The following is a 26,897-nucleotide window of genomic DNA, read 5'->3' as shown; positions in this document are numbered from 1 at the left end:
CTTTTTATTTTCATAAAAAATAACGTGCACAGCTATATTCAACTCACCAGATTTTGTAAAATAGAGGTGTGATCATTAGTTGGTAACAAAGATGAAGGGGAGGGATTGGGTTGATGGAGACAATCATCAAAATGTACCAGCATTTGGATTGGGCTAACCTTCGGATTTTAGAAACGCTGAAAACTATGGGGGATCACAACAGCGAGGCGAAACGATTATTCTCCCATATCTTGCTTGCGGAGGAGGTTTGGTTACTTCGAATAAAAGGATTGGACAGTAATCCTCAAGAAATCTGGACAGAACTTAGTCTCGAAAAATGTTCCAACCTCTTGGCAAAAAATAAACAAGGCTTTTCCGAACTTCTTGGAGGTTTGTCAGAGACAGATATAATCGTGTATAAGAATAGTACTGGTAAGAAGTTTTCGACGGCAGTTCAGGATATTCTCACGCATGTGGCACTTCATGGGCAGTATCATCGGGGGCAAATTAACCGGCTGCTGCGAGAAGAAGGATTTGAACCTGTTAATCTCGATTATATTACGTTTGTTCGTTAAATAAGACCCTATTGGACATGTGCCATGCTCCAAATGAATTTGTCCAATAGGCTCTTTTCTCATATGTATGAATCTTCCTATATTCCAACAAAAAATGCATCATCCACTTACAAAAATCCTCATCACAACAGGCTAGAACGAGGATCTAATCAAACGTTTGTATAGTCACCCAATAAGTCAAAAATGCTTATTTTTTGTCAAAAAACATCCCCTAAAAGTGACATTTCAAACAGCAGAGGATCGGATCTTTCGCTATGATAAAGATGTATATCCACAAACCGATGAAGGGAGCCCTTTATGAGAAACCAAGGCACAAGCTCAGATTTAATCGATTCCTTTACGTTCATTCTGTCAAGTCTGCTGTTCCGATGCTCCATTCATTTATGGGGCCGTCCAAGGGATTTCAGACTCCATGCTTAAACAAATCGAAAAAACAACTCCAATCACTTCACCATTTCACTCGCCCCATTGGGAAAAAATCCTTAATGGAAATAATATTTGTTTATGGTCAGTCGATGCCAGAACGCTGAAAACCTTACAGATTTCCTCAGCGTGCCAATCTATTTTCGGCTACTCCAAACAGGAATTTATTGAAAATTTCTTACTGTGGAAGGAGATTCTTTATCTGAACGATAAAGACAGGGTCCTGCAACAGCTGCGTTCGATCGGAAACGGTGAATCCGCGAAACTCGAATACAGAATTCAAACTAAGCATGGGGGATATAAGTGGGTCTCTGATTACGTATCCTTAGTTCACGATGAAAACACGCATCAAGTGCGATTTGACAGAGTCATCATGGATATTGACCATCAAAAAAAGACGGAGGACGAGCTTACGTATTTAGCCTTTCACGATCCCCTTACCGGGCTGTCAAACCGAAGGAAACTAGAAATGGAGCTCCAAAAGGCCCTTACCGAAGCAACAAATAACCATCATTTTGTCGGTATTTTATTTATTGATATCGACCGGTTTAAGGACATTAATGATTCGCTGGGGCACAAAATGGGCGATAAATTTATTCAAATAATGGCCAAAAGGTTAAAAGAGAATTTACGGCCGGACGATATTATCTCGCGTCAGGGCGGGGACGAGTTCGTGATTTTATTAAAAAATTTATCCAATAACCTGGCATTAGATGAAATGGCTGCAAGAATTAGTCAGGTAATGGCCCAGCCAATCAAAATAGTCGACCATGAATATCGCCTTGGTGTCAGTATTGGGACCAGTATTTTTCCAGACCATGGGCTGGAAGCGGACGTGCTCATGATGAGGGCCGACCATGCCATGTATCTGGCAAAAGAAAATAAAACAGGAATCCAGCAATATCAAACAGGTATGTCGAAAAGCCTATCTAGAAAAATGCTGCTGGAACAATATCTGCACCGGGCTATCGAACATAGTGAGTTGTATTTAGAATACCAGCCGATTATCGATGTGCGGTCGAACGAGATTATCGGTTTGGAGGCATTGCTTCGCTGGATGCATCCGGTTCTGGGAAATATCTCACCGGGGGAGTTTATCCAAATTGCCGAGGAATCGGACCTAATCCTTAAACTGAGCAATTGGGTGTTATTTACCGTCTGCCACCAGCGCCGTCGCTGGATGGATCAAGGGTTAGCGCCTTTTTATATTTCCATAAATGTTCCTGCCCAGCAAATCAACCAAGATACCTTTATCGAAACGATTAAACGTGCGTTAAAACAGTACAAGCTGCCAGCCGAATTTTTAAAAATAGAAATTACGGAACGAACCGCTATGACGAACGTTGAGAAGACCCTAATCACGCTGAGGGAGCTGCAGGAATTTGGGATCGATATCATTTTAGATGATTTTGGCATCGGCTATTCATCAATCAGTTATCTAGTCCAGTATCCATTTAATACAATCAAAATCGATAAATCCTTTATCCAGGACTTTCACCATAACTCCAGCCAAAAGTCGGTTTGCCGCTCCCTGGTGGCAATGGGGAAGAACCTTGGGATGAATGTGGTGGCAGAAGGAGTAGAGGAATTCGAGCAATATCACTACTTATGCAGCATTGGCTGTGATAAAATGCAAGGCTACTATTTTAGCAGGCCGATTTCGCAGGATTTGGTTGAGAGTTTAACTAGCCATATATACACGGTAAAGCTCTAGTTTTAGCTACAACTATTGTTAACTAGAATTTAACTTTTTCTTGTGAGATAAGAAAGTATAAAAGTTTTTAACTTTGAGAATTGTCTAGCTCCAGCGCCTAGCCCCTCTAGGTCATAAGCCAATCCGTCCAAAAGGTTAAAAAGCAACCTTTCGGCCGGCTCGTCTTATGCTTGGCTACAGAAAGCTATTGCTTTCTGTACGCATTAAGGGCGACTAGTCTTTGACCCTGCTTTCGCTGGCCAGTCGACAAGTCGCCCTATATCGGGGCTGACCAAGGCGCTTGCGCTTTTCTTTGTTAAACCTCTTGTATTGTCATTTTTCCGGGATTACTATTAAGCTTAACTATATTAAAGTGATTGAGGCGGGGAGAGGTTTATCATGCGAAGTTATTTCATCTTGGGGATGTGCGTCTTATTTTTAGTTGAATATTTTGTGGAGCTTGAGTGGCTGCAGTTAGTCGTAGTCGGGCTTTCGTTATTAGCCTTCTTGGGCAGCGCCTTTAAAGCAGATCGGTTTCCACGCTTGCTCGGAATTATTATGATGACTGCGGGACTAATCATCGAATGGCGAAAAGGAACCGGGGTTCAAGGAATTAGCGATGGGCTCTTCTTAATTCTGCCATTGATTTGCCTGCTCACACTTGCGCCGCTTCTGTCCATTCCGTTAAGACTCAGTGGCTACTTTGTATCCATTGCTGCCTTACTAAGGAATCTCATGCATCAGCCGAAAAAACTTTATGCGGGAATTACGGGAACGCTTTTTTTACTAGCCCCGGTCTTAAACTTAGGGTCGGTGCGGATTTTAAATGAATTTCTGGAGGAAATTAAGCTTCCTTCGGCCATGTCAGCTAAAAGTTATCTGGTTGGTTTTTCAACCGCTGTCATGTGGTCACCATATTTTGCCTCGGTTTCACTTGTGCTTCACTACCTGAATATATCCTTTAAAGGGTACATTCTGTACGGAATGGGTTTATCAATCTTATCGTTAGTCGTCGGAAACATTCTGTTTGCTCTGTGGGAAAAACGGCATCCGCTGTCTGAAAAATTAACACCGGAGGCTCCGCTCGAAAAAGGGCACCGCCTGCAAATGATGAAGCTTGTTCTATTCGTTGTCATTTTAATGAGTGCGTGTTTAGTGGTGGAAAATTTCACTCATTGGTCGATGATCGTTATCGTGTGCTTGATGTCGATTCTAGTTCCAGCTGGGTATGGCGTGATTTCGAAAGGCTGGAAACGAATGGCCTCTCCATTAGAGGATTTCCGCGACCGGACCGTACCAATGATGAATAACGAAATCATGCTGTTTATGAGTGCGGGGATGCTGGCCTTTGCCATGAAAGGGACGAGTGCCGCGAATGGAGTTAGTACATTTCTTGGCCAGTTGGCAAACCAGTCGTTTATCTTGTTTGCACTTGCTGTGATGCTGATTGTTCTAAGTATCACTTATATCGGGATTCACCAAATTGCCGCTGTCGGGGCATTGGCAATGCAATTAAATCCCGCCGAGCTAGGGATGAGTAATATTGGCTTGGCACTGCTGCTGCTCCTGACTTGGTCGATTTCCACTGCCCTCAGCCCTTTTTCGGGATTGAATTTGATGGTCAGCCGCTTTGCAGGGATTTCCGGTGTTCAAACCGGTCTTCGTGCCAATGGACTACATTTGTCTATCATTGCATTGATTGGAATCGCGATTATCGCCTTTATTGAATAATAAAAAACAATCTAACGAGTTCATTTTAGCGGTGTAAACAATCCAATCACCATGGAAACACATACTGGATTTCATATTAGAAATCTGAAGTGCCCCCCTTGGGTTCGACTAAACAATCCAGCTTAGGGGGTTTTTTATTGTTATATAAAGGGGTTCAGCCATTGTCGCTGCTACCTGTCAATAGCCGTGATTGACGACCTAAACTGTTCGAAAAATGCAAAGACGGTAGTCAATAGCCGTGATTGACGACCTAAACTGTTCGAAAAATGCAAAGACGGTAGTCAATAGCCGTGATTGACGACCTAAACTGTTCAAAAAATGCAAAGACGGTAGTCAATAGCCCTGATTGACGACCCAAACAGCTCGAAAAATGCAAAGACGGTAGTCAATAGCCCTGATTGACGACCCAAACTCCTCAAATAATCCAAAGACGGTAGTCAATGACATCGATTGACTTTTTCCTTTTTCACCCCACAAGACCCCCCGCGATTTTATGGCTGTTTTTGCATTTTATAAAGGATATACCCTGTGAAAAGCTGGAACAAATCCATAAAGTTTTTCGGATTTTTATTAGATAGGACCTCAATCCTTTGTAATCGATATGCCAAGCTGTTTCGATGAATATGAAGTTCCTTCGAAATGGCATTCATGTCGCCGCTGTTTTTAATATAGCAAATCAAGGTCTCCATCAGCTCTTGCCCTTTAGGATTTTCATCAAGTTCCTTATAAAAATCAGTGATCTCGGTAAACGAAATATCTTTATTTGTTAGGTAGTCAATAAACTTTAGCTCTTGATAAACGCAAATCGCTTGCGGAAGCTCCATCCGTTCCACAATTTCAATTGCACGCCGGGCCTCATGAACGGACTTGGACACATTGGTATAGTTGCTGCCGATACCAATCTTTATCTTATCCAGAGAATGGATTGACTCGATTCTTTTCACCACATCACTATCACTTGGGACCACAAAAAGCATGGTGTCCTGGTTGAGCCGAAAAGAAAACTCCTGCTCTAACAGATAGGGTTCCTTTGGGATATGGCCCTTTACCACAATGGCTTTACGCTCTAAAGTTAAATTAATTCCAATCGCTTCCCCGCTGCTGATCATCCCGGGATCATATTCCTGGCTGCGGAACACCCATTGATACAAAAATTCCTCTTTCATCTGCTCTTGAATACGCCGTTCCCTAAAAAGAAATTCCTGGTTGATTAATAGATCAGCGGTAACCCGGACTAATTCAGCAAACGGACCGACAATGTTGGGGTCGCCGCTGATTCCGATGACGCCGATTATTTTATTGCGAAAATGGATGGGCATATTGACGCCTGGCTGGGAGCCTCCCTCCGAATGATAAATCGATACGATGGTTCCCTGTTCGATCGCAGAAACCGCTCCCTGATGGTAGGTGCCGATCCTTTCCGGGGCACCGCTCCCAATAATTAACCCAATTTCATCCATGATATTGACATTATAGGGGATGACTTTCATTACTTTATCCGCGATCACTTGTGCTAGAGCTTGGTTGATTTTCACCTGAATTCCTCCATCCATTTTTATTCGGTTTCAAATATTCCTCGGAATATTTGTTTATTTGCCCAAAAAAATTCAACGATTATTAGCAATTTGAATGATGATTTATTTGTAAGACAATTATACAATAAATAATGTAAACGGTTACTAAAAATAAATAAAAAAGTTTTTCATACGTCTGATAAAACGTCAAGAATTAGTCACTTGACTGATAAATCTTCACTTTTTTGACACATATTAAAATCATTTTTGGTCAAATGACTAAAAACAACCAGATAAACTTTATCAAACTGAACGAAGATATCCTTACCGAAACCGTTTACTATAGATATGTGGAGCGATTCATGAATTGCAAGAATGAATCATCACATGTCAATGATTTGTCATACCATTCGCATATTTGTTTACAGAATATAGGTTATTATGATTACGAAATTAGAAATAGGGTTTGTCGTAAAATAATAATCTTTTATAAAAACAGAATATGTGAAGGGATTCACAAATGCACTATTATTATTATCTTTTTGTCCAAAGCAAGAATCTTAAAAGCTGGGAGGAGTTAACAAATGTTTAAGCCAAGAGGGGTTATCCCCGCATTAGTCACACCATTAGATAAAAACGGTCATTTGATGGAAGAGGCATTACGAAATGTCATCGACTACACCATTGCAGGTGGTGTCCATGGATTATTTATTCTAGGATCGAGCGGCGAAATTTACGGTTTAACGCCCGAGCAAAAACGCCGTGTCGTGGAAGTAACAGTGGATCACACTGCTGGAAGAGTTCCTGTTTATTGTGGGGCTAGTGAAATCACCACGAGAGACTGTATTCAAACAGCTCGAATGGTTGAAGAAATTGGCGGCGTGTCAGCATTATCTGTCCTTACTCCATATTTTATGTCACCAACCCAAACGGAGTTAGCCGAGCACTTTAAAGCAATTGCCAAGTCAACAAACTTACCCGTAATTCTTTATGGGAACGAAGCTCGTACCCAAGTAAAAATTGATGTGAAGACTTGTGAAGAACTTAGTAAGGTAGACAATATTATTGGAATTAAAGACTCAAGCGGAGATATGACGAAAACGGCTGAGTACTTAAGGGTAACTCCTCGTGAATCCTTTTCCGTGTTACTTGGACGCGACACACTGATTTATGCAGGTCTATGTCACGGTGCCACTGGTGCCATCGCGAGCACAGGAAATATTGCTCCTAAATTGGTAGCGGATATTTACAATACGTTTGTGGCTGGCGATTATCAAAAATCACTAGAATTGCAGTTTAAACTGGCTCCGTTACGTTTAGCCGTGGACAAAGCAACATTCCCTGTTGTGTTAAAAGAAGGTTTAAGAATGGTAGGAATAGATGTGGGCTATGCATTTGCTCCTGCAGCAGAGATGAATCGGGAAAGTAAGCAATTATTGGCCAATGTTTTAAAAGATTTAGAACTTTACCAAACCTATTAATTTCCTAAGGGAAAGGAAGAAATAACATGCCATTATTGTATGTTGCCTTAGCAGTTATCCTTTTACTAGTTTTAATGATTCCGCTGAAAATGAACGGGTTCATTGCACTTCTCTTAACTTCTTTATTTGTTGGTTTGCTCGTCGGAATGCCCTTGGATAAAATTTGGGAAACCATTGGTGACGGTCTTGGAGGTCAGCTGGGCGGGACTGCCCTAATTGTCGGCATCGGGGCTATGCTTGGAACGGTTATGGCTGATGCGGGAGCCGCACAGCGGATTGCTACTAGTTTAGTAGACAAAATGGGAATTAAACGGATTCAACTTGCCATCTTAATCGCTGCATTTGTACTTGGCGTTACGATGTTTTTCGAAGTCGCTTTTGTCTTATTGATTCCACTTGTATTCGTCATTGCACGTCAAACAAAGTTAAATCTATTATGGGTTGCTTTACCAATGTCGATCGGGTTATCAACCTGCCATAGCTTTCTCCCGCCACACCCGGGACCAGCGGCAGTTGTTGGCGTCTTCCATGCCGACATGGGCTTGACTCTTTTATACGGCTTAATTATTGCAATACCAGCGGCAACTTTTATCGCCTATACCTGGACTAGATTTCCATTTATTAAAAAGATTAATCCGATCATTCCAGATGGGCTAATTACGAACAAAACGTTTAAAGAAGAAGAAATGCCATCGTTTGGATCAAGTATTTTTGTTGCTCTGATTCCAGTCGTACTAATGGCCCTTGACGCGATTTGCACTTTATTTTTACCAGAAGATAACGGTTTTAGGCACGTAATGGATTTCTTCGGTTCATCTGAAATGGCTTTATTACTTGCTCTCTTAATCTCTATGTGGCTGCTAGGACCTAGAATAGGCCGCCCACTTAAAGATGTTATGCAGTCTTGCTCCAATGCGGTTAAGCCAATGGCCATGATCATTTTGGTTATTGGTGCAGGCGGTGCCTTTAAGCAAGTACTAGTTGATGGTGGTATTGCTGACTACATCAAAGATATAACAGCGGGCTGGAACATGTCTCCAATCATCCTAGCTTGGATCATTGCGGCTCTTTTACGGATTGCTCTTGGTTCTGCAACGGTTGCGGTAATGACTGCTTCTGGAGTGGTACTACCAATCGCTCAAAGCTCAGGAATTAGCATGGAATTAATGACACTTGCCGTTACATGCGGAAGTATTGCTTTCTCTCACGTAACCGATCCAGGATTCTGGATGTTTAAGGAATACCTCAATTTATCGGTTCCCGAAGCTATTAAAATAAGAACAACCTATACAACCGCACTTGCCATCATTGGTTTAATCGGTGTATTAATTCTCAATATGTTTGTAGGATAATAATTTCTTTTGAGTCAACCGGGCAGTAAATCAGTTTAGATCCCTTAAGCTTGGGAGTTTGCTGCCCGCCATGGTGTCAAATAGAAAAGCGGAAGCGCCTTGACCAGGGGCGCAAGGCTACAGACGAGCCGGTGAGAAGGCTGCTCTTTAGCCTTCTTGACGGATTGGCTTATACCTAAGAGCCACTAGGCGCTGAAGCTAGACAATTCTCATCTAATAAGGATAGTACAATCTTGTACTCTCTTTAAATAAAAAAATCTGTAGGAGTGAAATAATAATGAAGAAAATTGGATTTATTGGACTAGGAATTATGGGTAAGCCGATGAGCAAAAACTTGATCAAAGCTGGATATCAGTTAATCGTTAGTGATTTTAATAAAGAAGCAGTCAAAGAACTTGAACAATTAGGTGCAGAAGTAGAATCAACTCCAAAAGCCATCGCGGAAAAATCAGACATCGTCATCACGATGCTTCCAAACTCTCCAAACGTAAAAGCTGTTGCATTGGGAGAAAACGGGCTGATTGAAGGTGCACATGATAGATTAATTTACATTGACATGAGTTCCATCGCCCCAGCTGCTTCTCAAGAAGTCTATCGTGCATTAATTGAAAAAGGCGTAGAAATGTTAGATGCTCCTGTCAGCGGCGGCGAGCCAAAGGCAATTGATGGAACCATCTCTGTTATGGTTGGCGGTAAGAAAGAAGTTTTTGAAGAAGTGAAAGAGGTATTAGCCGCAATGGCTGGATCGGTTGTCCACGTGGGTGAAATCGGTGCAGGTAACGTCACAAAGCTTGCTAACCAAGTCATCGTCGCCTTAAATATTGCTGCTGTATCGGAAGCATTCGTGTTAGCGCAAAAAGCTGGTGTAAATCCTGAAGCTGTTTATCAAGCTATTCGCGGCGGTTTAGCTGGAAGCACAGTATTAGATGCAAAAGCGCCAATGATGCTAGACCGTAACTTCGACCCAGGTTTCCGAATCAACTTACACATTAAAGATTTAACAAACGCAATGGAAACAAGCCATGAGTTCGGCGCTCCAGCTCCATTAACAGCAGCTGTATTAGAAATGATGTATACACTGAAAGTAGATGGTCATGAATTTGAAGACCACAGCAGTCTATTAAAATACTATGAAAAGTTAGCTAACGTTGAAATTTCTCGTTAAATAGATTGAAAAACACATAGAGAACGCACCAATAATTAGAATTATGTGTTCTCTCTCTTTAAAAGGAAGGAAGTATAAAAATTTTTTAACTTTGAGAATTGTCCAGCTCCAGCGCCTAGCCCCTCGAGGTCACAAGCCAATCCGTCCAAAAGGTTATAAAGCAACCTTTCGGACGGCTCGTCTTGTGCTTGTCGGGCTGACCAAGGCGCTTGCGCTTTTCTTTAAAAACAAAACCATTTTGATTGGAGAAAATCTACATGAATACAGTTGAGAAAGTTATTAACGCTACTCCAGTTGTAACAGAAATGGAAGTATATCCGGTGGCCGGCCATGACAGTATGTTATTAAATCTTAGCGGCGCTCATGGTGCTTATTTTACAAGAAACATTGTCATCTTAAAGGACAGTAATGGAAATGTCGGTGTTGGTGAAGTACCTGGCGGCGAAAGCATCCGCAAAACGCTTGAAGATGCGAGAGCTATAGTAGTCGGCTCATCTATTGGTCATTATAACAATATCTTAAATAAGGTACGAAAAGAATTTGCCGGCCGCGATTCAGCGGGCCGCGGGTTACAAACGTTTGATTTGCGGATTACGATCCATGCGGTTACTGCGATTGAGGCTGCATTGCTTGATCTTTTAGGAAAACATTTAAATGTCCCGGTTGCTGCTCTTTTAGGTGAAGGCCAGCAGCGTGACAAAGTAAAGACACTTGGTTACTTGTTCTACATTGGCGATCGCAATCGGACGGATATTCCTTATTACAGTAACCCTGATTCTGAAGTGGACTGGTACCGCATCCGCCACGAAGAAGCGTTAACTCCTGAAGCGGTTGTCCGTCTTGCTGAGGCTTCACAGGCCCTTTATGGCTTCAAAGACTTCAAACTTAAAGGCGGCGTGTTAGAAGGAAAAGAAGAAATTAAAGCGATTAAGGCACTAAAAGAAAGATTCCCAGATGCAAGAATTACCCTTGATCCAAATGGTGCATGGTCATTAAAAGAAGCCGTTGAGCTTTGCAAAGATATGCATGGGATTCTAACTTATGCGGAAGATCCTTGTGGTGCGGAAAATGGGTATTCTGGCCGTGAAGTGATGGCTGAGTTTAGAAGGCAAACAGGTCTTCCAACAGCAACCAATATGATTGCTACGGATTGGCGGCAAATGGGTCATACAATTTCCCTGCAATCGGTGGATATCCCGCTTGCGGATCCGCACTTCTGGACGATGCAAGGTTCTGTACGTGTAGCGCAAATGTGTAATGATTGGGGCCTAACTTGGGGGTCTCACTCTAATAACCACTTTGACATCTCCCTTGCGATGTTTACCCATGTTGCAGCGGCAGCACCTGGAGAAATCACGGCGATTGATACACACTGGATTTGGCAGGAAGGAATTGAGCGCTTAACGAAGGATCCATTCCAAATTGTTGACGGACATTTAACGATTCCTGATAAGCCAGGCTTAGGGGTAGAGGTTGATATGGATCAAATCATGAAGGCTCATGAATTATATAAAACACAAGGATTAAATTCTCGTGACGACTCTGTCGGAATGCAATTTTACATCCCAGGCTGGAAGTTTGACAACAAACGCCCATGTTTGGTTCGATAAATAGAAAAGCGGAAGCGTCTTGATCAGGGAAAGAAGTAGTTCATTTTTTTCCTAGAACGCAAGGCTGCAGACGGGCCGGTAAAAGGGATGCTCTTTAGCCTTCTTGAAGGAAGGGCCTTTGACCTGAGTCCCTAGGCTGAAGCTAGATAATTTTCTAAATACAAATAGGGTGACTGCTTTGTCACTCTTCTTAAATTTTCAAATTAACCGTAAAGGACAGATAGATATGAAGTTTGTGCTAGCGCCTGATTCGTTTAAAGAAAGTATGACGGCGAAAAATGCTGCCCTTGCAATGGAAAGAGGGATCCGGAAGGTTTTCCCTGATGCGGAATGTGTGATTGTTCCGATGGCTGACGGCGGGGAAGGCACGGTCGAATCTCTCGTCAGTATGACAAACGGGGAGATCATCAGGACAGAGGTGCTTGGACCGCTAGGCGAGAAGGTTATTGCTGGATACGGTCTTTTGGGAGAAGGGCAAACCGCTGTTATTGAGATGGCAAGTGCAAGTGGATTGGAATTACTTAAACCTGAAGACCGCGATCCTCTATTGACGACTACTTTCGGAACCGGACAATTAATCAAGCATGCGTTGGACAAGGGTGTCAGCCGGTTTTTAATTGGAATCGGCGGCAGTGCGACAAATGATGGCGGGGCAGGAATGCTTCAGGCTTTGGGTGTTTCTTTTAAAGATGAACATGGTGAGGAGCTTTTCTTTGGCGGCGGTGCCTTAAAACGGCTTCATACGATTGATATAAGCGGCTTGGATGAACGAATAAAAGATGTCAAAATAGACGTGGCCTGTGATGTGACCAATCCGTTAATTGGTGAAAACGGCGCCTCCGCCATCTTTGGTCCCCAAAAAGGGGCAACTCCTGAGGTCGTGCAGGTCCTGGATCAGAATTTAGCTCATTTTGCGGAAGTAATGAAGGCTCAGCTAGGTAAGGATATTGCTCATATGGAGGGTGCCGGAGCTGCCGGTGGACTTGGTGCTGGGTTGATGGCCTTTTTAAATGCGCAGCTGAAAAAGGGTGTCGACCTTGTGATAGAGTATACCGGACTTGAGGAGCGCGTCCAAGGTGCGGATTATGTGTTTACAGGAGAAGGAAGTATTGATGGGCAGACACTGTTTGGGAAGACTCCATATGGCGTCGCGAAGATTGCCGAGAAATATTCCATCCCAGTGATTGCGTTTGCCGGCCGAATTGGCAAAGGTGTTGAGCCTTTATATGAAAACGGGTTTACGGCGATTATTGGTATTTTGACAGGTGTGACCTCTTTAGAGGACGCTTTGAAAGCTGGAGAGGCCAATATTGAGTTTGCAGCAGAAAATATCTGCCGCGTATTACAGGTATAACTTTGATGATGCTGCCAAGTTTTCTTGGCAGCTATTTTTTTAAGAGCCCAGGTGGAATCTGTAACTTGAACCTTTTTTCATTTAAGGTAATAATGGAAGAGATTACAAATTAGATTGTGACCGAGGAGCCTAATATGAAAGACCCTTCGAAAAAAATAAATGTTGAAATGGTTCAGCGTCATACATTATCAAAGCAGGTAATGGAAAGTATTGTCCAGCTATTAATCAGCGGTCAGCTCAAACCAGGGGATAGGCTGCCGACAGAAATGGAATTATTGGAGATCTTAGATGTCAGCCGTCCGGTCCTGCGTGAGGCGCTTAGTTCCTTAGAGTCCCTGGGCGTTATAAGCCGTAAAACGCGGGAGGGGACATTTTTTAATAATAGAATCAGCAGCCATCCCTTTTCCGTCATGCTGGCGTTAGCACATGATAATCTGCAGGCATTGGTTGAGGCGCGGATGGCATTGGAGTTAGGGCTCATTACGATGGCGGCTGAGAAAATTAGCGAAGAAGAGCTCGCAAGATTAAAGCAGACGATTAATACTATCGAGAATTGTCAAGATGGTAACTATGGGGAAGCTGATATTGAATTTCACCGTATTATTGCGTTAAGTGCCGATAATCCGATTGTCGAAGGGATGATTGATTCGTTAATCGTGACGCTGGTGAAAATCAATAGTGAAATTAAGGTTCGAGAACCGGAGCGGACTGTCCGCCATCATACGGCGATTTATGAAGCACTGGCCAACCGTGACCCATTTGAAGCCTTTCACCAAATGTACCTCCACCTCGATTACGTCCGGCAGAAGGTACTAAAAGGGCTAGAGTCAGGAGAAGAAGCGTAGAAACGAAAGAAAACTAAAGGTGACAGGCACCATGTGAAGAATTCACATGGTGCCTGTCACCTTTAATTGTATTTTCACAGTTATAAGATGGGTTCCTATTTTTTCTCCATCAACCACTTAGTAACGACTCTAGATTCATTATCTGTCAGGAGATGTCCTGGCATTTTATCGGACCCTTCGGTGACCATCTTAAATAATTCGTCTTCTGAGTATTTGCTGCTCATATTTAAAACAGATGGTCCGACAGCACCTTTTAGATTTCCTCCATGACAGGCTGAACACTTATTGCCATAGAGTGTCTCTCCATCCATTGCTTCTGTCTTATCCGCAGACTTAGATGAACAGCCAGCCAATAATACAAGTGATATGCCCGCCACTATCCAGAGCTTTTTCATATATCGATCCTCCATAATCATAGTCAGAAAAGAACAGTTCCTAACATGATTATAAAGTGTATAAAGCTGGAAATAGGGCTTGAAAGATGAAAGTTTTCGTACAATTAAAGACCGTTACCTTAGAAGGTAACGGTCTCTTCAACCGCTTGAACTTCCGATTCATGTACTAGCTGCACATTAAATTTGCTGTCCTTCTCTCTAATTTCCCAATAGCCGGAACTATATTTATAGATAACCATAAAAAGCTTCCCGTCATAACGAACAATTTCTGTATTCATTCCAATACCACCTTTATAGTTAATTGAGTGATACTATCTATATTCCATCATTCGCTAAAATATGACGGTAACCTTCGGAAAATATCAGGAATAGCCGAATACTAAACATAAACATTGTCAAAACCGTAATATTGGTGTCAGGCACCTTGTGAGACACTGAGCGTTTCGTTTACTTGGTTGTTGAGTTTTTTGATTTGTTGGACGATGTTGGTGATTTCTTGGACAGGTTGGAGTAGTTGGTTGTTTTCGAGGAAGGAGGGATCGAGAAGGCCGTTTTTTAGCTGCGCTAGGTATAGGTCAATCTGGGAAACCAGGCGGTTATTTTGTTCGATCAGCTGTTGATGAAACTCCCTTACCGTTTCTGGGGCATCCAGATTATTAAACTTTATTATCTCCTGTTTCATTTGCTGGAGTTCCCTTTTTAGTTCATCTGCTGCTTGTTGATTGTCGGTAGCCCTTTTAACCAGTGAGGGGGTGTCAGCGGCAAATTGGGTCACCTTGTCAAGATAACTAGTGGCATCTCTTGCATAGTCAAGCGTGTCATATGAAAGGTTGAAGAAAGAACAGCCACTGAGAAGAACTAAGAGTCCGACAAACAGACCAGTCAACCACTTTTTCATGTCTAAAACCTCCGTTTACTGTTTGTGTTTGCATTCAAAAAAGCACTCTTCTTCTAATGTATTATTCTGCTCTAACGATAATATTCATGTGACATCAAGAACCGAGGAATAATATCAACCTTTCGCAACTCTAGCAAACGACTTCATAGAATTAAAATTTTCCCAAGTTCCGCCAAAATCTGAGATACTTCGTTAAGATTTATAGCATAATCAAGGGCAGTGGACTTTTCTTGCCAATTCTCAACATAATCAACATAAAAAGTGTCGATATTTGATGATGAAAATAAGTTCCTTGAATACGCTTACAACTAGTAAACTTATTTCACAAGGAGTTTTTAATATAAGGGGTTATCGATTATGACGAATGAGGATCTATTTTTACAAATTGAAAATCTACGATTAAAAATGATAACAGTAGGGCTTTCCAAAGGCTTTACCTCTGCCGAAACGGTAAGACTTAGTGAAAGACTTGATAGATTAATTAACCTCCAAATGGGTTTAATAGAAGAACTAACAGCATAAGTATTTACATACATGAAGTTTTTTTCCCAACATCAAGGCAGAGAAGGTGAATCGTAATTTTCTAGTAAAAGAATTTACTAAAATGGCAGAGGGCTGTGCCCTCTGCCAATTTTTTTATATTACCAATAAAGTAAAGATCGGCTTGCCATATTAAATTACGCCGCATCAATCTTCTTCATTTTTTTATATTAATAATAGGGGTAACCACCATAATACGGATATGGGTATCCTCCCGTTAAGGCACCCGCTGTTAACCCACCGAGGAAGCCGCCTAAAAACGGTGAACCGAAGCCTCCATATCCATATCCATACCCTGGATAACCCCCGTGATAGTATCCATGATGATGGTGATAATATCCTCCAGGATAGCCGCCATGATACCCGCCATGATATCCGCCGTGTCCTCCAAACATGTGCATACATCTCCCTTTTCTATTTGTTGAAGTGGCAAAATAGCTACTTACTACCTGTAATGTATGCATGATAGATGTCCAGTGAATGGGCGGGCACCAGCCCAGATCCAATCCCTCAAGAAGGCTAAAGAGCAGCCACTGGCCGGCTCGTCTGTAGCCTTGCGTCCGTGGTCAAGGCGCTTCCGCTTTTCTAATTAAGATTTTTGTTGCTGCAGTTTGTGGTGTAATTTATTTAAATGTTCCATGAGCTGCTCATACTCGTTGAACTCAATGTTACAGGCTTCAATTTTTTCGCCGACCTTTTGGGTGATTGCTGGCCTTTGTTGATAGGCTTTTTTTTCTAAAAATATAAAAACCCTTCTTTCATCCTCAGTGGAACGTTGCTTACGGAGCCAGCCGTTCCCCTCCATTCTTGCAATCATCGGCGTTAAGGTGCCGGTCCCGAGATTTAAGCTTTCACCCAAGTCCTTTACCGTTACCCCATCTTTTTCCCATAAAGCCAAGAGGACCAAGTACTGCGGATAGGTTAATCCGAATGGTTGAAGAACTGTCGAATACAGTTTTGTAAATTCACCAGCTGTTTCATAGATGGCAAAACATAGTTGATTTTTTAACGTGAAGAAGTCTTTCAAATGATCACCTTTAAGAAAATAATTTTTTGATATCCTGCTCCATCCTGCTTGGATCGACAGTTGGGGCGTAACGTTCGACGACCTGGCCATTGGCATCGACCAGAAACTTCGTGAAATTCCATTTAATATTTCTTGAGAGAAGACCTTTTTTCTGATCCTTTAAAAAAGTAAACAACGGATCTGCTTTTTCTCCGTTTACATCAACCTTGGCAAACATCGGAAAGGTTACACCGTAGTTCACCTGGCAAAATTGAGTGGTTTCGTTGATATCAGCAAATTCTTGGTTGTTAAATTGATCGCAGGGGAACCCTAAAATCTCAAGGCCCTGGTCTTTGTACTTTTCATTTAGTGCTTGAAGGCCTTTAAATTGTGGTGTAAAGCCACATTTGCTGGCTGTATTGACAATGATTAACGGTTTCCCCTCATATTCTTTCAATGACTTGATTTCGCCGTTTGGCATTTTTACATTAAAATCATAAACGGTTGTCATGTTTTTCCCTCCCAAAGTAAAAAAAAATAAATCGCATACGATTTAATCGTATCCGATTTATTAGCGTTTAGCAATTATTTTTGTCTTCGTTCCTTCGCCTTTTTAATTTTCATGAGTTTGGTCGGGGGCTGTTTACGGATCCATTTAATAAAGCTGGCAAGCCTTTCATCCCCTCTCAGTTCGGGTAATGTTGTCAGCCGGGCGGCGATTTCCTCATTGGTGTAGAGAGCGTGGATTTGCTTATGGCAGGGAATGCACAGGCCTGCGGTGGCCCCAAATGTTCCGCCCATTTCTTTCGGAAGCAGGTGATGGACCGTTGTTTCCACCTGCTGTCGTCCGCAAAGTTCACAAGTCCCCATAGTTTTTTCCCTCCGGTTATTTTGGTACTATTATATACAAGAAGTTGTGATGGGATTCTAGCTTGGAAGAGGATCAGAGGAAGGAGCATTTCATGCGGTATTTATTTTTGTTGATCATCATCATACCAGCAGCTGATATAGGATTTTTACTATTATCCGGTAAAACCATCGGTGTGTGGCCTACGATATTGCTTATTATTTTGACAGGAGTTATTGGCGCCTATTTAGCGAAAAGAGAAGGACTGCAAACGATTCGGAAGGTTCAAGAACAGTTGAGCCGCGGCCAGCTTCCTGGGGATGCACTTTTAGATGGCATTTGCATTTTAATAGGTGGGACTTTTTTATTAACTCCAGGATTCATTACCGATATTGTTGGCTTTCTGATGCTTTTTCCGCCAACAAGGAAGATATTTAAGTATTTAATTAGTTACTTTTTCAAAAAGAGGATCAACAGGAGTAATCGGAAAATTATTAAATAAAAGGCTGTGTTAAACTCGGGTGTTGATTTACGCTCCAGGTGCGTGCGGTTCGCGGGCGGTCCGGGGACCTCAACATCGTTATAAAATCAATAATAAGCTCTAACACAGCTAATAAAAAAAGGTTGCATACCCTATAGAATAGGGATACAACCTTTTTTGTTATCTTACAGCTGTTTGAGGAACATAGCCTGTTAATTTACCATAGCTGATTCGATACCAGCCACCGCTTGTGGAGAGAATGGTAACGGTTTGGTTTTTCTTTATTGTCCCGATTATTTTTGCTTTAGACGATGCAGAGGTACGTACGTGTAATAATGAAACCAATACTTTTCCTGTTTTCACCTTTTTGACTTCAAAAGCAGCTGTAGCAGAAGATTTATTATTGCTTGTATCCACCGTATTGATCACTACTGTATATTTTCCGTTTGCGTAGGAATTGGTGCTGTAATCCAGCTTAACTGCACCAGCCTTCGTTAAGGCATCCTTTTTCAAATACGTAAGGATTTTTCCTTTGCTGTCCTTAATATATACAGTTAATTTCGAGGTCTCATTGGTGTTAAAAGTGAGTGAAGCTTTGTTAGTTGTGTTATTCACACTTGTTTTAACGGTGCTGATTTTTGGAGCTGTTGTATCTTTTACTGGGGCGATTTTCTTTACTTCAAATGATGGCAACGCTGATGCCCGATTATTCGAGCCATCCATCGCAATGATGCCTGCATAATATTTACCATTTGCTAATGTAGAGGTATTGTACTCTTTGTTAATTGTTCCAGGTTCAGTTAAAGCATCTTGTGATAAATAGGTTAGAATTTTTCCGGTGCTATCTTTGATATAAACGGAAATTTTCGCCTTTTCATTCGTTTTAAAAGAAATGACAGCCTTATTTTTTGCATTATCGACATTGACACTCACAGCACTTATTTGCGGAGCTGTCGTGTCAGCAGGCGGAGTTTGGATTACAATAGGTGCAGTCGTTGGAACTTCTGCTTGATCGGTCGGTTCCGGTGAAGGTTGTACGACCGATTGAGGTCGTTCCGTGTATTCTTTTGTTAAAGTTGTGCCATCATAATAGAACACAAGGATTTCGTTATATTTTTGACCTGCATCTGCGCGATTTTTCGCGCCCCATTGACTTAAACCTACCCCATGGCCATCACCAAGTCCGGAGACCGTGATGTTATCGGATGTTTGCGAGATATTTGTAACTAAATAACTTAACATGGCGCGAATACCGACCATGGCGCGTATTTGCGTAGCGGATACGTTTTTGTACTCGATTTTTTGCGGTAAGAATAAGCCTTTTTCGTCTACTTTATCCTTTGTTAAAAACTCAATCGTAATATCTCCTTTTGATACACGACCACCAGAGGTAGGTGTAGTTAAAGACAAAATAGGGATGGCAGTTATCTTTATTTCTTTCCCTGCATAACCATGTGTAAGCATCCAAGATTTTATCGAGGTAGTGATTGTGGTATCAAATTCTTTCATTTGAACCCATGAAGGAATCGTTGGATCGATTTGCTGTTTTTTTACAGAAAACTTCCATGCTGTTTTGGCATCAAATTCGTCTGCTTTGATCGTTAAATAGGAAACAGGGGATGTACCCCATACATTTGCATTTGACTCTGTTTTTCCTCCATTACTTGCAGAGAAAACCGCACTAATCAATCGTCCATTTGATTTTAAGACTTCACCTTTCGTTTCATCTACAGCTGCTGTGCTGTTAGGGTGCCAGGCGTAGCCTCCGTATACTTGATAATTGATCGTGTCATCCATCACTCTATTTAAATAGGATAGCGCATAGGTTCTAGCAGCGACTGCCTGAGCTTTTAATGCTTCTTTATTCCAGCCTGCCATCATTTCAAAAGGGACAACGCCCTTTAAATAATCTTCTATATAAACCTCATTAATGGGGCGGACGTATTTTGAATTCTCAGGGATAAATTGAAATGAACCTAAATAGGGACGATTGTTAATGGTTAAAAGGTTTGTTTCTAATGAAGGGATTAGGTTTACGGAATCACTTTGAATAAGTGTGGTTGAACCTTCTAATAATGTAATTCTATTATTATCATATTTGACCACATAAGAAGTCCCATTGGTTAAACGTATATTTGACCCTTGGACAAGATAGTCCCCCGTAGGCTTAATGGTCAATTGTGGTTGGTTTCCTATATAATTAACCAATTTAACCTGCAATTTTGGTTCAATCGTGTCTGCCGATGCACCCGAAATAAAAAGATTAAATAGTAAGAAAAAGGAAAGAAAACTTACTACTATTCTATTCAATTATTCTCCTCCACTCATAAATAATATATTCACTTACAAAATCATACTTTATTAGAATCATAGTTTACAATGGAAGATTATTGGAAAATAGCAGTGAACAAACCAGCAGTTTGTTACTTCTAAAAGGTTGACAGCGGTATCAGTCTATATTAACCTTACTAATGTAATTTGTTTAGTAAACAAATTAAATAAGCGAAACCTTTATTTTCTTTTTTATAGAATAGTGAAAAGGGTTGCAGTAAAAAATAAATGATACAACGGGGGGATATATAATGCAGGGACTAACAAACTCATTACCAATCATATGGGTAGCGGTGGGGGTCGCATTACTCTTATTTTTGAACATGAAATGGAAACTTAATGGGGTTCTGGCACTCCTAATTGCTGCTATATTCGTAGGAATCATGAATGGCTTATCGCTTCCAGAAGTCATCGAAACGATCAAAAAAGGTCTTGGCGGCACACTTGGCAGTTTGGCGTTAGTGATCGGATTTGGTGCAGTACTGGGGAAATTGATGGTTGACTCAGGTGCTGCACAACGAGTAGCGTCTACACTCCTAAATAAATTCGGTGTCAAAAATGTCCAATGGGCCATCTTGCTCGTCGGAGCGATCTTCGGTGTTTCCGTATTTTACGAGGTAGCTTTTATTATCTTAGCTCCACTAGTGATCAGTATCGCGGTTGAAGCAAAAATGCCATACTTACGCCTTGGAGTGACGATGGTTGCCGCAGCCACAATGGCCCATAGTATTTTCCCGCCGCAGCCGGGTCCAGTGGCCCTTGTTTCTGCCTATGGTGCAGATATGGGTATGGTTTATATGTTGGGTCTAGTCGTGGTTATTCCAGCCATTATCTGTTCAGGGATTATTTTTCCGAAATTGATGCGTAATGTGGAACGTCCGGTTCCACCATTATTAAAGAAGTCAAAAGAGTTTACTGATGATGAAATGCCCCGATTTGCTGTAAGTTTAATTGTTCCGTTAATTCCTGCGATTATTATTACTGCAGCAACTATTTTAAACATTTTTATCAAAAAAGGTTCGACAGCCTATCAAATTATAAACTTCTTCGGAAGTGCCGAAATTAGTATGTTACTTGCTGTCTTAGTGGCCGTGTATGTATTTGGTATTCGTGTTGGCCGAACCATGCCTGAAGTAATGAAATCCTTTTCTGGGGCGATTGAGGGCGTTGCAATGGTCATCTTCATCGTGGGTGCAGGAGGGGCGTTCAAACAAATTATTTTAGACTCGGGCGTTGGTGAGTATATCGCCAAAATGATGGAAAACACAAGCATTTCACCACTTATTATGGCTTGGTTTATTACAGCTTTGCTCCGTTTAGCGACAGGTACAGGTGTTGTTTCTGCGATTACCGCTGCGGGGATCGTTGGCCCATTAATGCATCAATTTGATGTCAATCCTGCCTTAATGGTATTAGCAACTGCTGCTGGCAGTAACACGATTACTCATGTGAATGATGCTTCTTTCTGGTTGTTTAAGGAATACTTTAATCTATCCATTAAAGATACATTAAAATCATGGGGACTTCTTCTGTTAATTAACTCACTTGTCGGATTGGGAATTGTCTTATTGCTTAGCTTGTTTATCTAAACCGGACATATGGTGCCGCATTCGATATGCGGTACTTTTTTTTGCAAAAAAAAAACATCCCATAGCTTATTTTCTTAGGCTGGGATGTACTGGTTCTGATTGAGTGAATGGAACATATTCATGGTTTTTCTCCATTTTTTCTACAAGATTCATTAATAATTTTCTCATCGTATTTTCCTCCATTTCTTTGATACCCTTATTATCAATGAAAAGGGCTATAATCACAAGTGGACTGAAAACGGCAACAATTACTCTGAAAACGACATCATTTACCAAGAAAGCGTTATAATAAAAATGGTTCTTACAAATACTCTATTTTTCTCCATATTGCTCCGTTTTTTAAATTCTTACATTCTACTCAAGTTTTGGAGCCATTTATATTTAATGCCGGCGAACACACAAGAATGCAGTCTGACATAAAGTAAGGTAAGAAATTCAACAGTAAAGGAATGTTCCTAATATGTCCTTCAATCCCCCAGTCAAGATTGATACCGTAAGCGGCGGGATCGTGCAATTTGGAGGTGCCTTGTTTGTTTCTCCTAAAAGTGCTTCAAAAACAGCATTTGGCGCCGGGTCTGATAATACAGGTGTGCACATTTTAACCATTAGCGGAGTTAGTGCAACAAATGCTCCTGATTGCGATGTTATTGATCAGCCAATTGTTCAGGATGCATAACTCAAAAAGAGGGGCTGTCATGAATCGATGACAGCCTTTTTCAAAAGATAAGAAAGTATAAATGTTTTTGACTTCGAAAATTGTCCAGCTCCAGCGCCTAGCCCCTCGAGGTCACAAGCCAATCCGTCCAAAAGGTTAAAGAGCAACCTTTCGGCCGGCTCGTCTTGTGCTTGTCGGGGCTGACCAAGGCGCTTGCGCTTTTCTTATATATTCAAAACATTTTTTCGTTAGCAAGTTGAAATGCTATGGAAATAATTTGGCAATGTGAAAAAAACTTATTCTTGCTATATTAGCAAGAATAGATAGTCAGATATAATATTTATTATATAGATAGAAGTTTTTGGGGGGAGCATCTTGGAAGTCATCTTTGTTTTTACACTCATCATCCTTTTTTTGATTATAGCAGGTAAATATATAACGGTGTCTGTCCGAGATGTGACCAAGCGGAAACAAACCGAGCGGGAATTAATCGAAAGTGAGCATCGCTACCGTAGTTTAGTAGAGGTATCCCCAAAAGCCATTCTTGTTTTTCAAGAAAATCATATTGTGTTTGCCAACCAGGCCGCGATGAAACTGTTTGGTGCTGCCAATGAGCAGGACCTTTTCGGTAAAAGTATTTTTGAACTTATTCATGTTGAAGACCGTGTAGAGCTAATTAATAACCTCACAAGATTGTCTAAACAAGAAAATGTTGCTATCCGTGAGTATCGATTTCATACGTTAGATGGAAGAACGATTTTTGTTGAGGCGGTTGGGACCAATATTATGTTTAGTGGCAAGCCTGCTCTCATGGCTGTTGGAAACGATATTACGGAGAACAAGAGACTCCAACAGCAAATCAAAATGAGTGAACAGCGCTATAAATCCCTTTTTGATTATCATTCTGATGCCGTTTACTCGCTAGATTTAGAGGGGAGATTTACGAGTGCAAACAGCGTTTGCGAAACATTATCTGGTTATAGTCCGGAAGAACTATTGGATAAGAATTTTTCGGAACTGATTTATGAGGAAGATTTAGAAAAGACCATCAGGATCTTCCATTTAACCATTCAGGATGGGGGAAGTCAGCAAAAAAATCAATTTCGACTGAAGCGCAAAACAGGCGAATTTATTAATCTAGACACGACCACTATTCCGATCATTGTCGACGGACAAATTGTTGGAATGTATGGCATCGCGAAAGATATCACCGAGCAAATCAGAAATGAGGAAATGGTTCAGCATTTAGCCTATCATGATTATTTAACTGGTCTCCCTAACCGAAACATGTTGAATGCACTTCTCACGAATGGGGCCATAACGATTGAGAACTTAGCCGTATTATTTATCGACCTTGACCGATTCAAGATTGTCAATGATACATTAGGGCATTCCATGGGCGATCAGCTCTTAAAGAAGGTGGCCAAAAGGTTAAAAGCTTCACTATCAGATAAGGATTTGATCTTTAGGCAGGGCGGGGATGAATTTATCGTTTTCTTGAAGGAGACAGACCGAGAAAGAGCTGATATGATCGCCAATCGAATCCTCGATGCCTTGTCAACACCGTTTAAATTAAATACGACGGAAGTTTTTACCTCACCGAGCATCGGAATCAGTTTATCCCAAGAGGATGGCGACACGGTTGAAATATTGATAAAGCATGCAGATTTTGCCATGTACCAAGCGAAAAAGGCTGGAAAGAAGACGTATCGTTTTTATTCTTGTATCCAGTATGATGGAGATTTCAATCCATTGACGTTGGAAATGGAACTTCATCAGGCCGTTAAAAAAAGTGAACTTTTCCTTGAGTACCAGCCCAAGGTGAATTTAAAAACAGGGAAAATGTTCGGTGCAGAAGCATTGCTTCGCTGGAATCATCCTAAGTGGGGAATGGTCTCGCCGGTGAATTTTATTCCAGTTGCGGAGGAATCAGGCTTAATTAACCCGATTGGAGAGTGGGTTCTAAGGCAAGCGTGTACACAGAATAAGAAATGGCAGGTGAATGGCTTCCCGCCAATGGTCATCTCTGTAAATCTATCAGCGCGCCAGTTCTCACATGCGAGCATCGTCGCAACTGTCGAGAAAGTACTAAACGAAACCGAGTTAGCGCCACAATATTTAGAACTTGAGATTACGGAAAGTATGACGATCGATATTGAACATACGATTTCCACCCTGCACGAATTAAAGCGGCTTGGTGTTCTCATCAGTATTGATGATTTTGGAACAGGCTTCAGTTCATTGAATTATTTAAAACAGTTTCCAGTGGATACGTTAAAGATTGACCAGTCCTTTGTACGGGAGCTGTTAAATAATAATAATGATGATACGATTGTAAAAACGATTATCTCAATGGCACACCATCTCCAATTGAAAGTGGTGGCTGAGGGGATTGAAACAAGGGAACAATTAGTCTTTTTACAGCAGCACCTTTGTGATGAGGGACAAGGTTATTTCTTTAGTAAACCGGTTTCTGCTGAAGATTTGATTAAAGCATGGACAAGAATTGAACAGCTTGTCAAAGAATTTGGGATATCGCAGGATGTCAATGACAGAATGTGGGCAGAGGAAGCCTACCGGATTACCCAACAGGAGCTGCAGGATACAATGAGCCGTCAGCAGGGATTGACGTTGAAATTTAAACAAATCGATGGCCGGTTTATTCATACATGGTGTGAGGGCAGTCTTTTATATAAGATTGGATTAACAAAGGATAGAATAGTAGGCAAGGATTTAGGTGAATTTATCCCACAGAAACAGGCGGAAGAAAAAGCGAAAATCTACAAAAGAGCATGGGATGGTGAAGAGAATCTATCCTATGAAGCTGAAATCAATGGTGTTTATTATTTAGCTGCGTTAAGTCCGATTAAAAGAGGCGGAAAGGTAGTCGAGGTGATTGTTTCTTGCATTGATATCACACCATTAAAAGAAACAGAAAAGGCACTGCGCGACAGCCTGGAATTGTATCGGCTAATGGCCGAGAATATGACGGATTTAATTACCATCTTTGATTTAACAGGAAGGATCATCTATGCTTCCCCGTCCCATAGCACGATCCTGGGACTGCCGACTAGTTATTATGAGGGCAGGACATTCCTTTCTGATTTAGATCCTGAGGATCAAGCGGATTTTCCAGCCATTATGAATGAGATAACAGAGAGAAAGCAGCCGTACCATCTTAAGTTTCGCATGTCGGTCAATGACGGCAGCTATAAGTTATTTAAGACCATGTTGACCCCTATATTGGATAAGGATGGAGAAGTAAAGCATATTATTGGTGTGGCAAGGGATATCACCGATATGAAAAAAGCAGAAGCATTGGCATGGGCAATTGGAAAAGGTATCCATTCCCAGAGTCATCAAGCATTACTTTCATAAAAGGTCAAAAATGTAAACCGTACAAAAAAAGGACGCATCTAAGCGTCCTTTTTTGCAATATCGCACATACCGATTTTTCATTAAATATCTATGCCTGCCAACTGGCCAGTTGATATTTCCGCTCGCCCACACACTTTTTCTTTTAGTATGTCCCTTCCTTTACCACTTCCTGGACATTCATTTGCTGCTTCTGGGTTAAAAAGAAAAAGACTCCTGCCAAAACGAGCAGTCCGCCGACGATTTGCCAGCCTGCCAGATGTTCGTGCAACAAGAAGAACGCTAATATCGTAGCCCCAACGGGTTCTCCTAAGATACTCATCGATATCGTCGTCGCATTTACATAGTTTAATAGCCAGTTATTAATTACATGGCTAACGGTTGGAACCGTTGCGAGCAATAGAAAGATGCCCCATTCCTTTGCCGGGTAACCAATAACCTCAACTCCCGCTGAAAGATTATAAATGGTAAGAACAATCGCCGCGGAGAAAAAGACGCAAAAGCTATATAGCCAATGGGAAACCTTTTTAACCGTCGTCTGGCCGATTAACAGGTAACCGACAACAGAGATTACGCTAAAAAAGGAGAGGATATCTCCCATGATTGCTCCTTTACTCAGGCCGAAGTCACCCCAGCCAATCATCATCGCGCCAATGATGGCAATGCCCATTGTCAGCAACGCTGAAAGGGTGGTTCGTTCCTTATACAAAAAGAATCCGCCAACCAGAGAAACAATCGGCTGCAAGGCCAGGATAATGGTGGAACTTGCTACTGTCGTTAATTTTAACGAACCAAACCAAAGAACAAAGTGAAATGCCAAAAAGAGGCCGGAAAAAAATAGAAAATACCAATCTTTTTTGACGATTTTTTTAAATTCGTGACGTTTTTTCCAAACGATTGGCAGCATTAAGATACTGGCAAACCACATCCGGTACATACTCAGAATAGAGGCCGGCGCGTCTGACCACTTCACAAAAATAGCCGAAAACGAAATGGCAATAATCGAAATCGTCAGCGGCAGGGCAATCGATCGTGAACCTTCCTGTTTCATGTCTTCC

The 26,897-nt window shown here is 41.5% G+C and carries 24 protein-coding genes; 14 read left to right on the top strand and 10 right to left on the bottom strand.

Going from position 1 to position 26,897, the window contains the following annotated elements:
• Window positions 1-113: 113 nt before the first annotated feature.
• The 3 genes from M3226_RS16710 (at window position 114) to M3226_RS16700 (ending at window position 4,401) form a co-directional block, all read left to right on the top strand.
• Entirely contained in the window at window positions 114-554 is a 441-nt protein-coding gene (locus tag M3226_RS16710) for a DinB family protein (RefSeq protein ID WP_251567051.1), read from the top strand.
• A gap of 412 nt (window positions 555-966) precedes the next feature.
• Window positions 967-2,691, top strand: coding sequence for a bifunctional diguanylate cyclase/phosphodiesterase (locus M3226_RS16705; protein WP_251567049.1), 1,725 nt, complete (start codon window positions 967-969; stop codon window positions 2,689-2,691).
• Window positions 2,692-3,069: 378 nt separating this feature from the next.
• On the top strand, window positions 3,070-4,401 hold the full coding sequence (locus M3226_RS16700; RefSeq protein ID WP_251567047.1) for a hypothetical protein: 1,332 nt from the start codon (window positions 3,070-3,072) through the stop codon (window positions 4,399-4,401).
• 491 nt (window positions 4,402-4,892) lie between these two features.
• Here the strand turns inward: M3226_RS16700 and M3226_RS16695 are convergent, their stop codons facing one another.
• Window positions 4,893-5,936, bottom strand: a complete 1,044-nt coding sequence (locus M3226_RS16695; RefSeq protein ID WP_251567045.1) for a CdaR family transcriptional regulator — start codon at window positions 5,934-5,936, stop codon at window positions 4,893-4,895.
• Window positions 5,937-6,499: 563 nt separating this feature from the next.
• Here M3226_RS16695 and dapA point away from each other — a divergent pair.
• The 6 genes from dapA to M3226_RS16665 all read left to right on the top strand — a co-directional run bounded on the left by dapA (window position 6,500) and on the right by M3226_RS16665 (window position 13,722).
• Complete coding sequence (dapA, locus tag M3226_RS16690) at window positions 6,500-7,396, top strand: 4-hydroxy-tetrahydrodipicolinate synthase (RefSeq protein ID WP_251567043.1); 897 nt, start codon at window positions 6,500-6,502, stop codon at window positions 7,394-7,396.
• Between the two features lie 26 nt (window positions 7,397-7,422).
• Window positions 7,423-8,748 carry a gluconate:H+ symporter gene (locus tag M3226_RS16685; protein WP_251567041.1) on the top strand — a complete coding sequence of 442 codons (1,326 nt, stop codon included), beginning with the start codon at window positions 7,423-7,425 and terminating at the stop codon, window positions 8,746-8,748.
• 256 nt (window positions 8,749-9,004) lie between these two features.
• The gene (garR, locus tag M3226_RS16680; RefSeq protein ID WP_308211956.1) at window positions 9,005-9,913 is read left to right on the top strand and encodes a 2-hydroxy-3-oxopropionate reductase; all 909 of its coding nucleotides are present in this window, start codon (window positions 9,005-9,007) and stop codon (window positions 9,911-9,913) included.
• 257 nt (window positions 9,914-10,170) lie between these two features.
• Window positions 10,171-11,523: a glucarate dehydratase gene (gene gudD, locus M3226_RS16675; protein ID WP_251567039.1), complete on the top strand. Its 1,353-nt coding sequence runs from the start codon at window positions 10,171-10,173 to the stop codon at window positions 11,521-11,523.
• 226 nt (window positions 11,524-11,749) lie between these two features.
• Window positions 11,750-12,877 (top strand): glycerate kinase, encoded by a 1,128-nt coding sequence (locus M3226_RS16670; protein WP_251567029.1) that lies wholly within the window; start codon window positions 11,750-11,752, stop codon window positions 12,875-12,877.
• A 134-nt stretch (window positions 12,878-13,011) separates the two neighbouring features.
• Window positions 13,012-13,722: a FadR/GntR family transcriptional regulator gene (locus tag M3226_RS16665; RefSeq protein WP_251567027.1), complete on the top strand. Its 711-nt coding sequence runs from the start codon at window positions 13,012-13,014 to the stop codon at window positions 13,720-13,722.
• Window positions 13,723-13,817: 95 nt separating this feature from the next.
• Here the strand turns inward: M3226_RS16665 and M3226_RS16660 are convergent, their stop codons facing one another.
• The 3 genes from M3226_RS16660 to M3226_RS16650 all read right to left on the bottom strand — a co-directional run bounded on the left by M3226_RS16660 (window position 13,818) and on the right by M3226_RS16650 (window position 15,015).
• Window positions 13,818-14,117 carry a c-type cytochrome gene (locus M3226_RS16660; RefSeq protein WP_251567025.1) on the bottom strand — a complete coding sequence of 100 codons (300 nt, stop codon included), beginning with the start codon at window positions 14,115-14,117 and terminating at the stop codon, window positions 13,818-13,820.
• Window positions 14,118-14,236: 119 nt separating this feature from the next.
• The gene (locus M3226_RS16655; RefSeq protein WP_251567022.1) at window positions 14,237-14,395 is read right to left on the bottom strand and encodes a hypothetical protein; all 159 of its coding nucleotides are present in this window, start codon (window positions 14,393-14,395) and stop codon (window positions 14,237-14,239) included.
• 137 nt (window positions 14,396-14,532) lie between these two features.
• Complete coding sequence (locus tag M3226_RS16650) at window positions 14,533-15,015, bottom strand: DUF6376 family protein (protein WP_251567020.1); 483 nt, start codon at window positions 15,013-15,015, stop codon at window positions 14,533-14,535.
• Between the two features lie 357 nt (window positions 15,016-15,372).
• Here M3226_RS16650 and M3226_RS16645 point away from each other — a divergent pair, with 357 nt between their 5' ends.
• Entirely contained in the window at window positions 15,373-15,537 is a 165-nt protein-coding gene (locus M3226_RS16645; protein WP_098531386.1) for an aspartyl-phosphate phosphatase Spo0E family protein, read from the top strand.
• 188 nt (window positions 15,538-15,725) lie between these two features.
• On the opposite strand, the gene M3226_RS16640 is transcribed toward M3226_RS16645, so the two are convergent.
• The 4 genes from M3226_RS16640 to M3226_RS16625 all read right to left on the bottom strand — a co-directional run bounded on the left by M3226_RS16640 (window position 15,726) and on the right by M3226_RS16625 (window position 17,431).
• The gene (locus M3226_RS16640; RefSeq protein ID WP_308211951.1) at window positions 15,726-15,950 is read right to left on the bottom strand and encodes a hypothetical protein; all 225 of its coding nucleotides are present in this window, start codon (window positions 15,948-15,950) and stop codon (window positions 15,726-15,728) included.
• Between the two features lie 194 nt (window positions 15,951-16,144).
• Window positions 16,145-16,582 (bottom strand): MarR family winged helix-turn-helix transcriptional regulator, encoded by a 438-nt coding sequence (locus M3226_RS16635; RefSeq protein WP_251567011.1) that lies wholly within the window; start codon window positions 16,580-16,582, stop codon window positions 16,145-16,147.
• Between the two features lie 10 nt (window positions 16,583-16,592).
• The gene (locus M3226_RS16630; protein ID WP_251567009.1) at window positions 16,593-17,072 is read right to left on the bottom strand and encodes a glutathione peroxidase; all 480 of its coding nucleotides are present in this window, start codon (window positions 17,070-17,072) and stop codon (window positions 16,593-16,595) included.
• Between the two features lie 74 nt (window positions 17,073-17,146).
• Window positions 17,147-17,431, bottom strand: coding sequence for an HNH endonuclease (locus M3226_RS16625; RefSeq protein ID WP_251567007.1), 285 nt, complete (start codon window positions 17,429-17,431; stop codon window positions 17,147-17,149).
• A 92-nt stretch (window positions 17,432-17,523) separates the two neighbouring features.
• Here M3226_RS16625 and M3226_RS16620 point away from each other — a divergent pair, with 92 nt between their 5' ends.
• Entirely contained in the window at window positions 17,524-17,910 is a 387-nt protein-coding gene (locus M3226_RS16620) for an FxsA family protein (RefSeq protein WP_251567005.1), read from the top strand.
• Between the two features lie 159 nt (window positions 17,911-18,069).
• Here M3226_RS16620 and M3226_RS16615 read toward each other — a convergent pair whose 3' ends face one another.
• Complete coding sequence (locus tag M3226_RS16615; protein ID WP_251567003.1) at window positions 18,070-20,199, bottom strand: SpoIID/LytB domain-containing protein; 2,130 nt, start codon at window positions 20,197-20,199, stop codon at window positions 18,070-18,072.
• Between the two features lie 272 nt (window positions 20,200-20,471).
• On the opposite strand from M3226_RS16615, the gene M3226_RS16610 reads away from it, so the two are divergent.
• The 3 genes from M3226_RS16610 (at window position 20,472) to M3226_RS16600 (ending at window position 25,842) form a co-directional block, all read left to right on the top strand.
• On the top strand, window positions 20,472-21,809 hold the full coding sequence (locus M3226_RS16610) for a gluconate:H+ symporter (protein WP_251566996.1): 1,338 nt from the start codon (window positions 20,472-20,474) through the stop codon (window positions 21,807-21,809).
• A 460-nt stretch (window positions 21,810-22,269) separates the two neighbouring features.
• Window positions 22,270-22,485, top strand: a complete 216-nt coding sequence (locus M3226_RS16605) for a spore germination protein (RefSeq protein ID WP_251566994.1) — start codon at window positions 22,270-22,272, stop codon at window positions 22,483-22,485.
• A gap of 354 nt (window positions 22,486-22,839) precedes the next feature.
• On the top strand, window positions 22,840-25,842 hold the full coding sequence (locus M3226_RS16600; RefSeq protein WP_251566992.1) for an EAL domain-containing protein: 3,003 nt from the start codon (window positions 22,840-22,842) through the stop codon (window positions 25,840-25,842).
• A 142-nt stretch (window positions 25,843-25,984) separates the two neighbouring features.
• On the opposite strand, the gene M3226_RS16595 is transcribed toward M3226_RS16600, so the two are convergent.
• Complete coding sequence (locus M3226_RS16595; RefSeq protein ID WP_251566990.1) at window positions 25,985-26,890, bottom strand: DMT family transporter; 906 nt, start codon at window positions 26,888-26,890, stop codon at window positions 25,985-25,987.
• Window positions 26,891-26,897: the final 7 nt, after the last annotated feature.

This window comes from Neobacillus cucumis (assembly GCF_023715505.1).
This window is presented reverse-complemented; position numbering and strand designations above follow the sequence as displayed.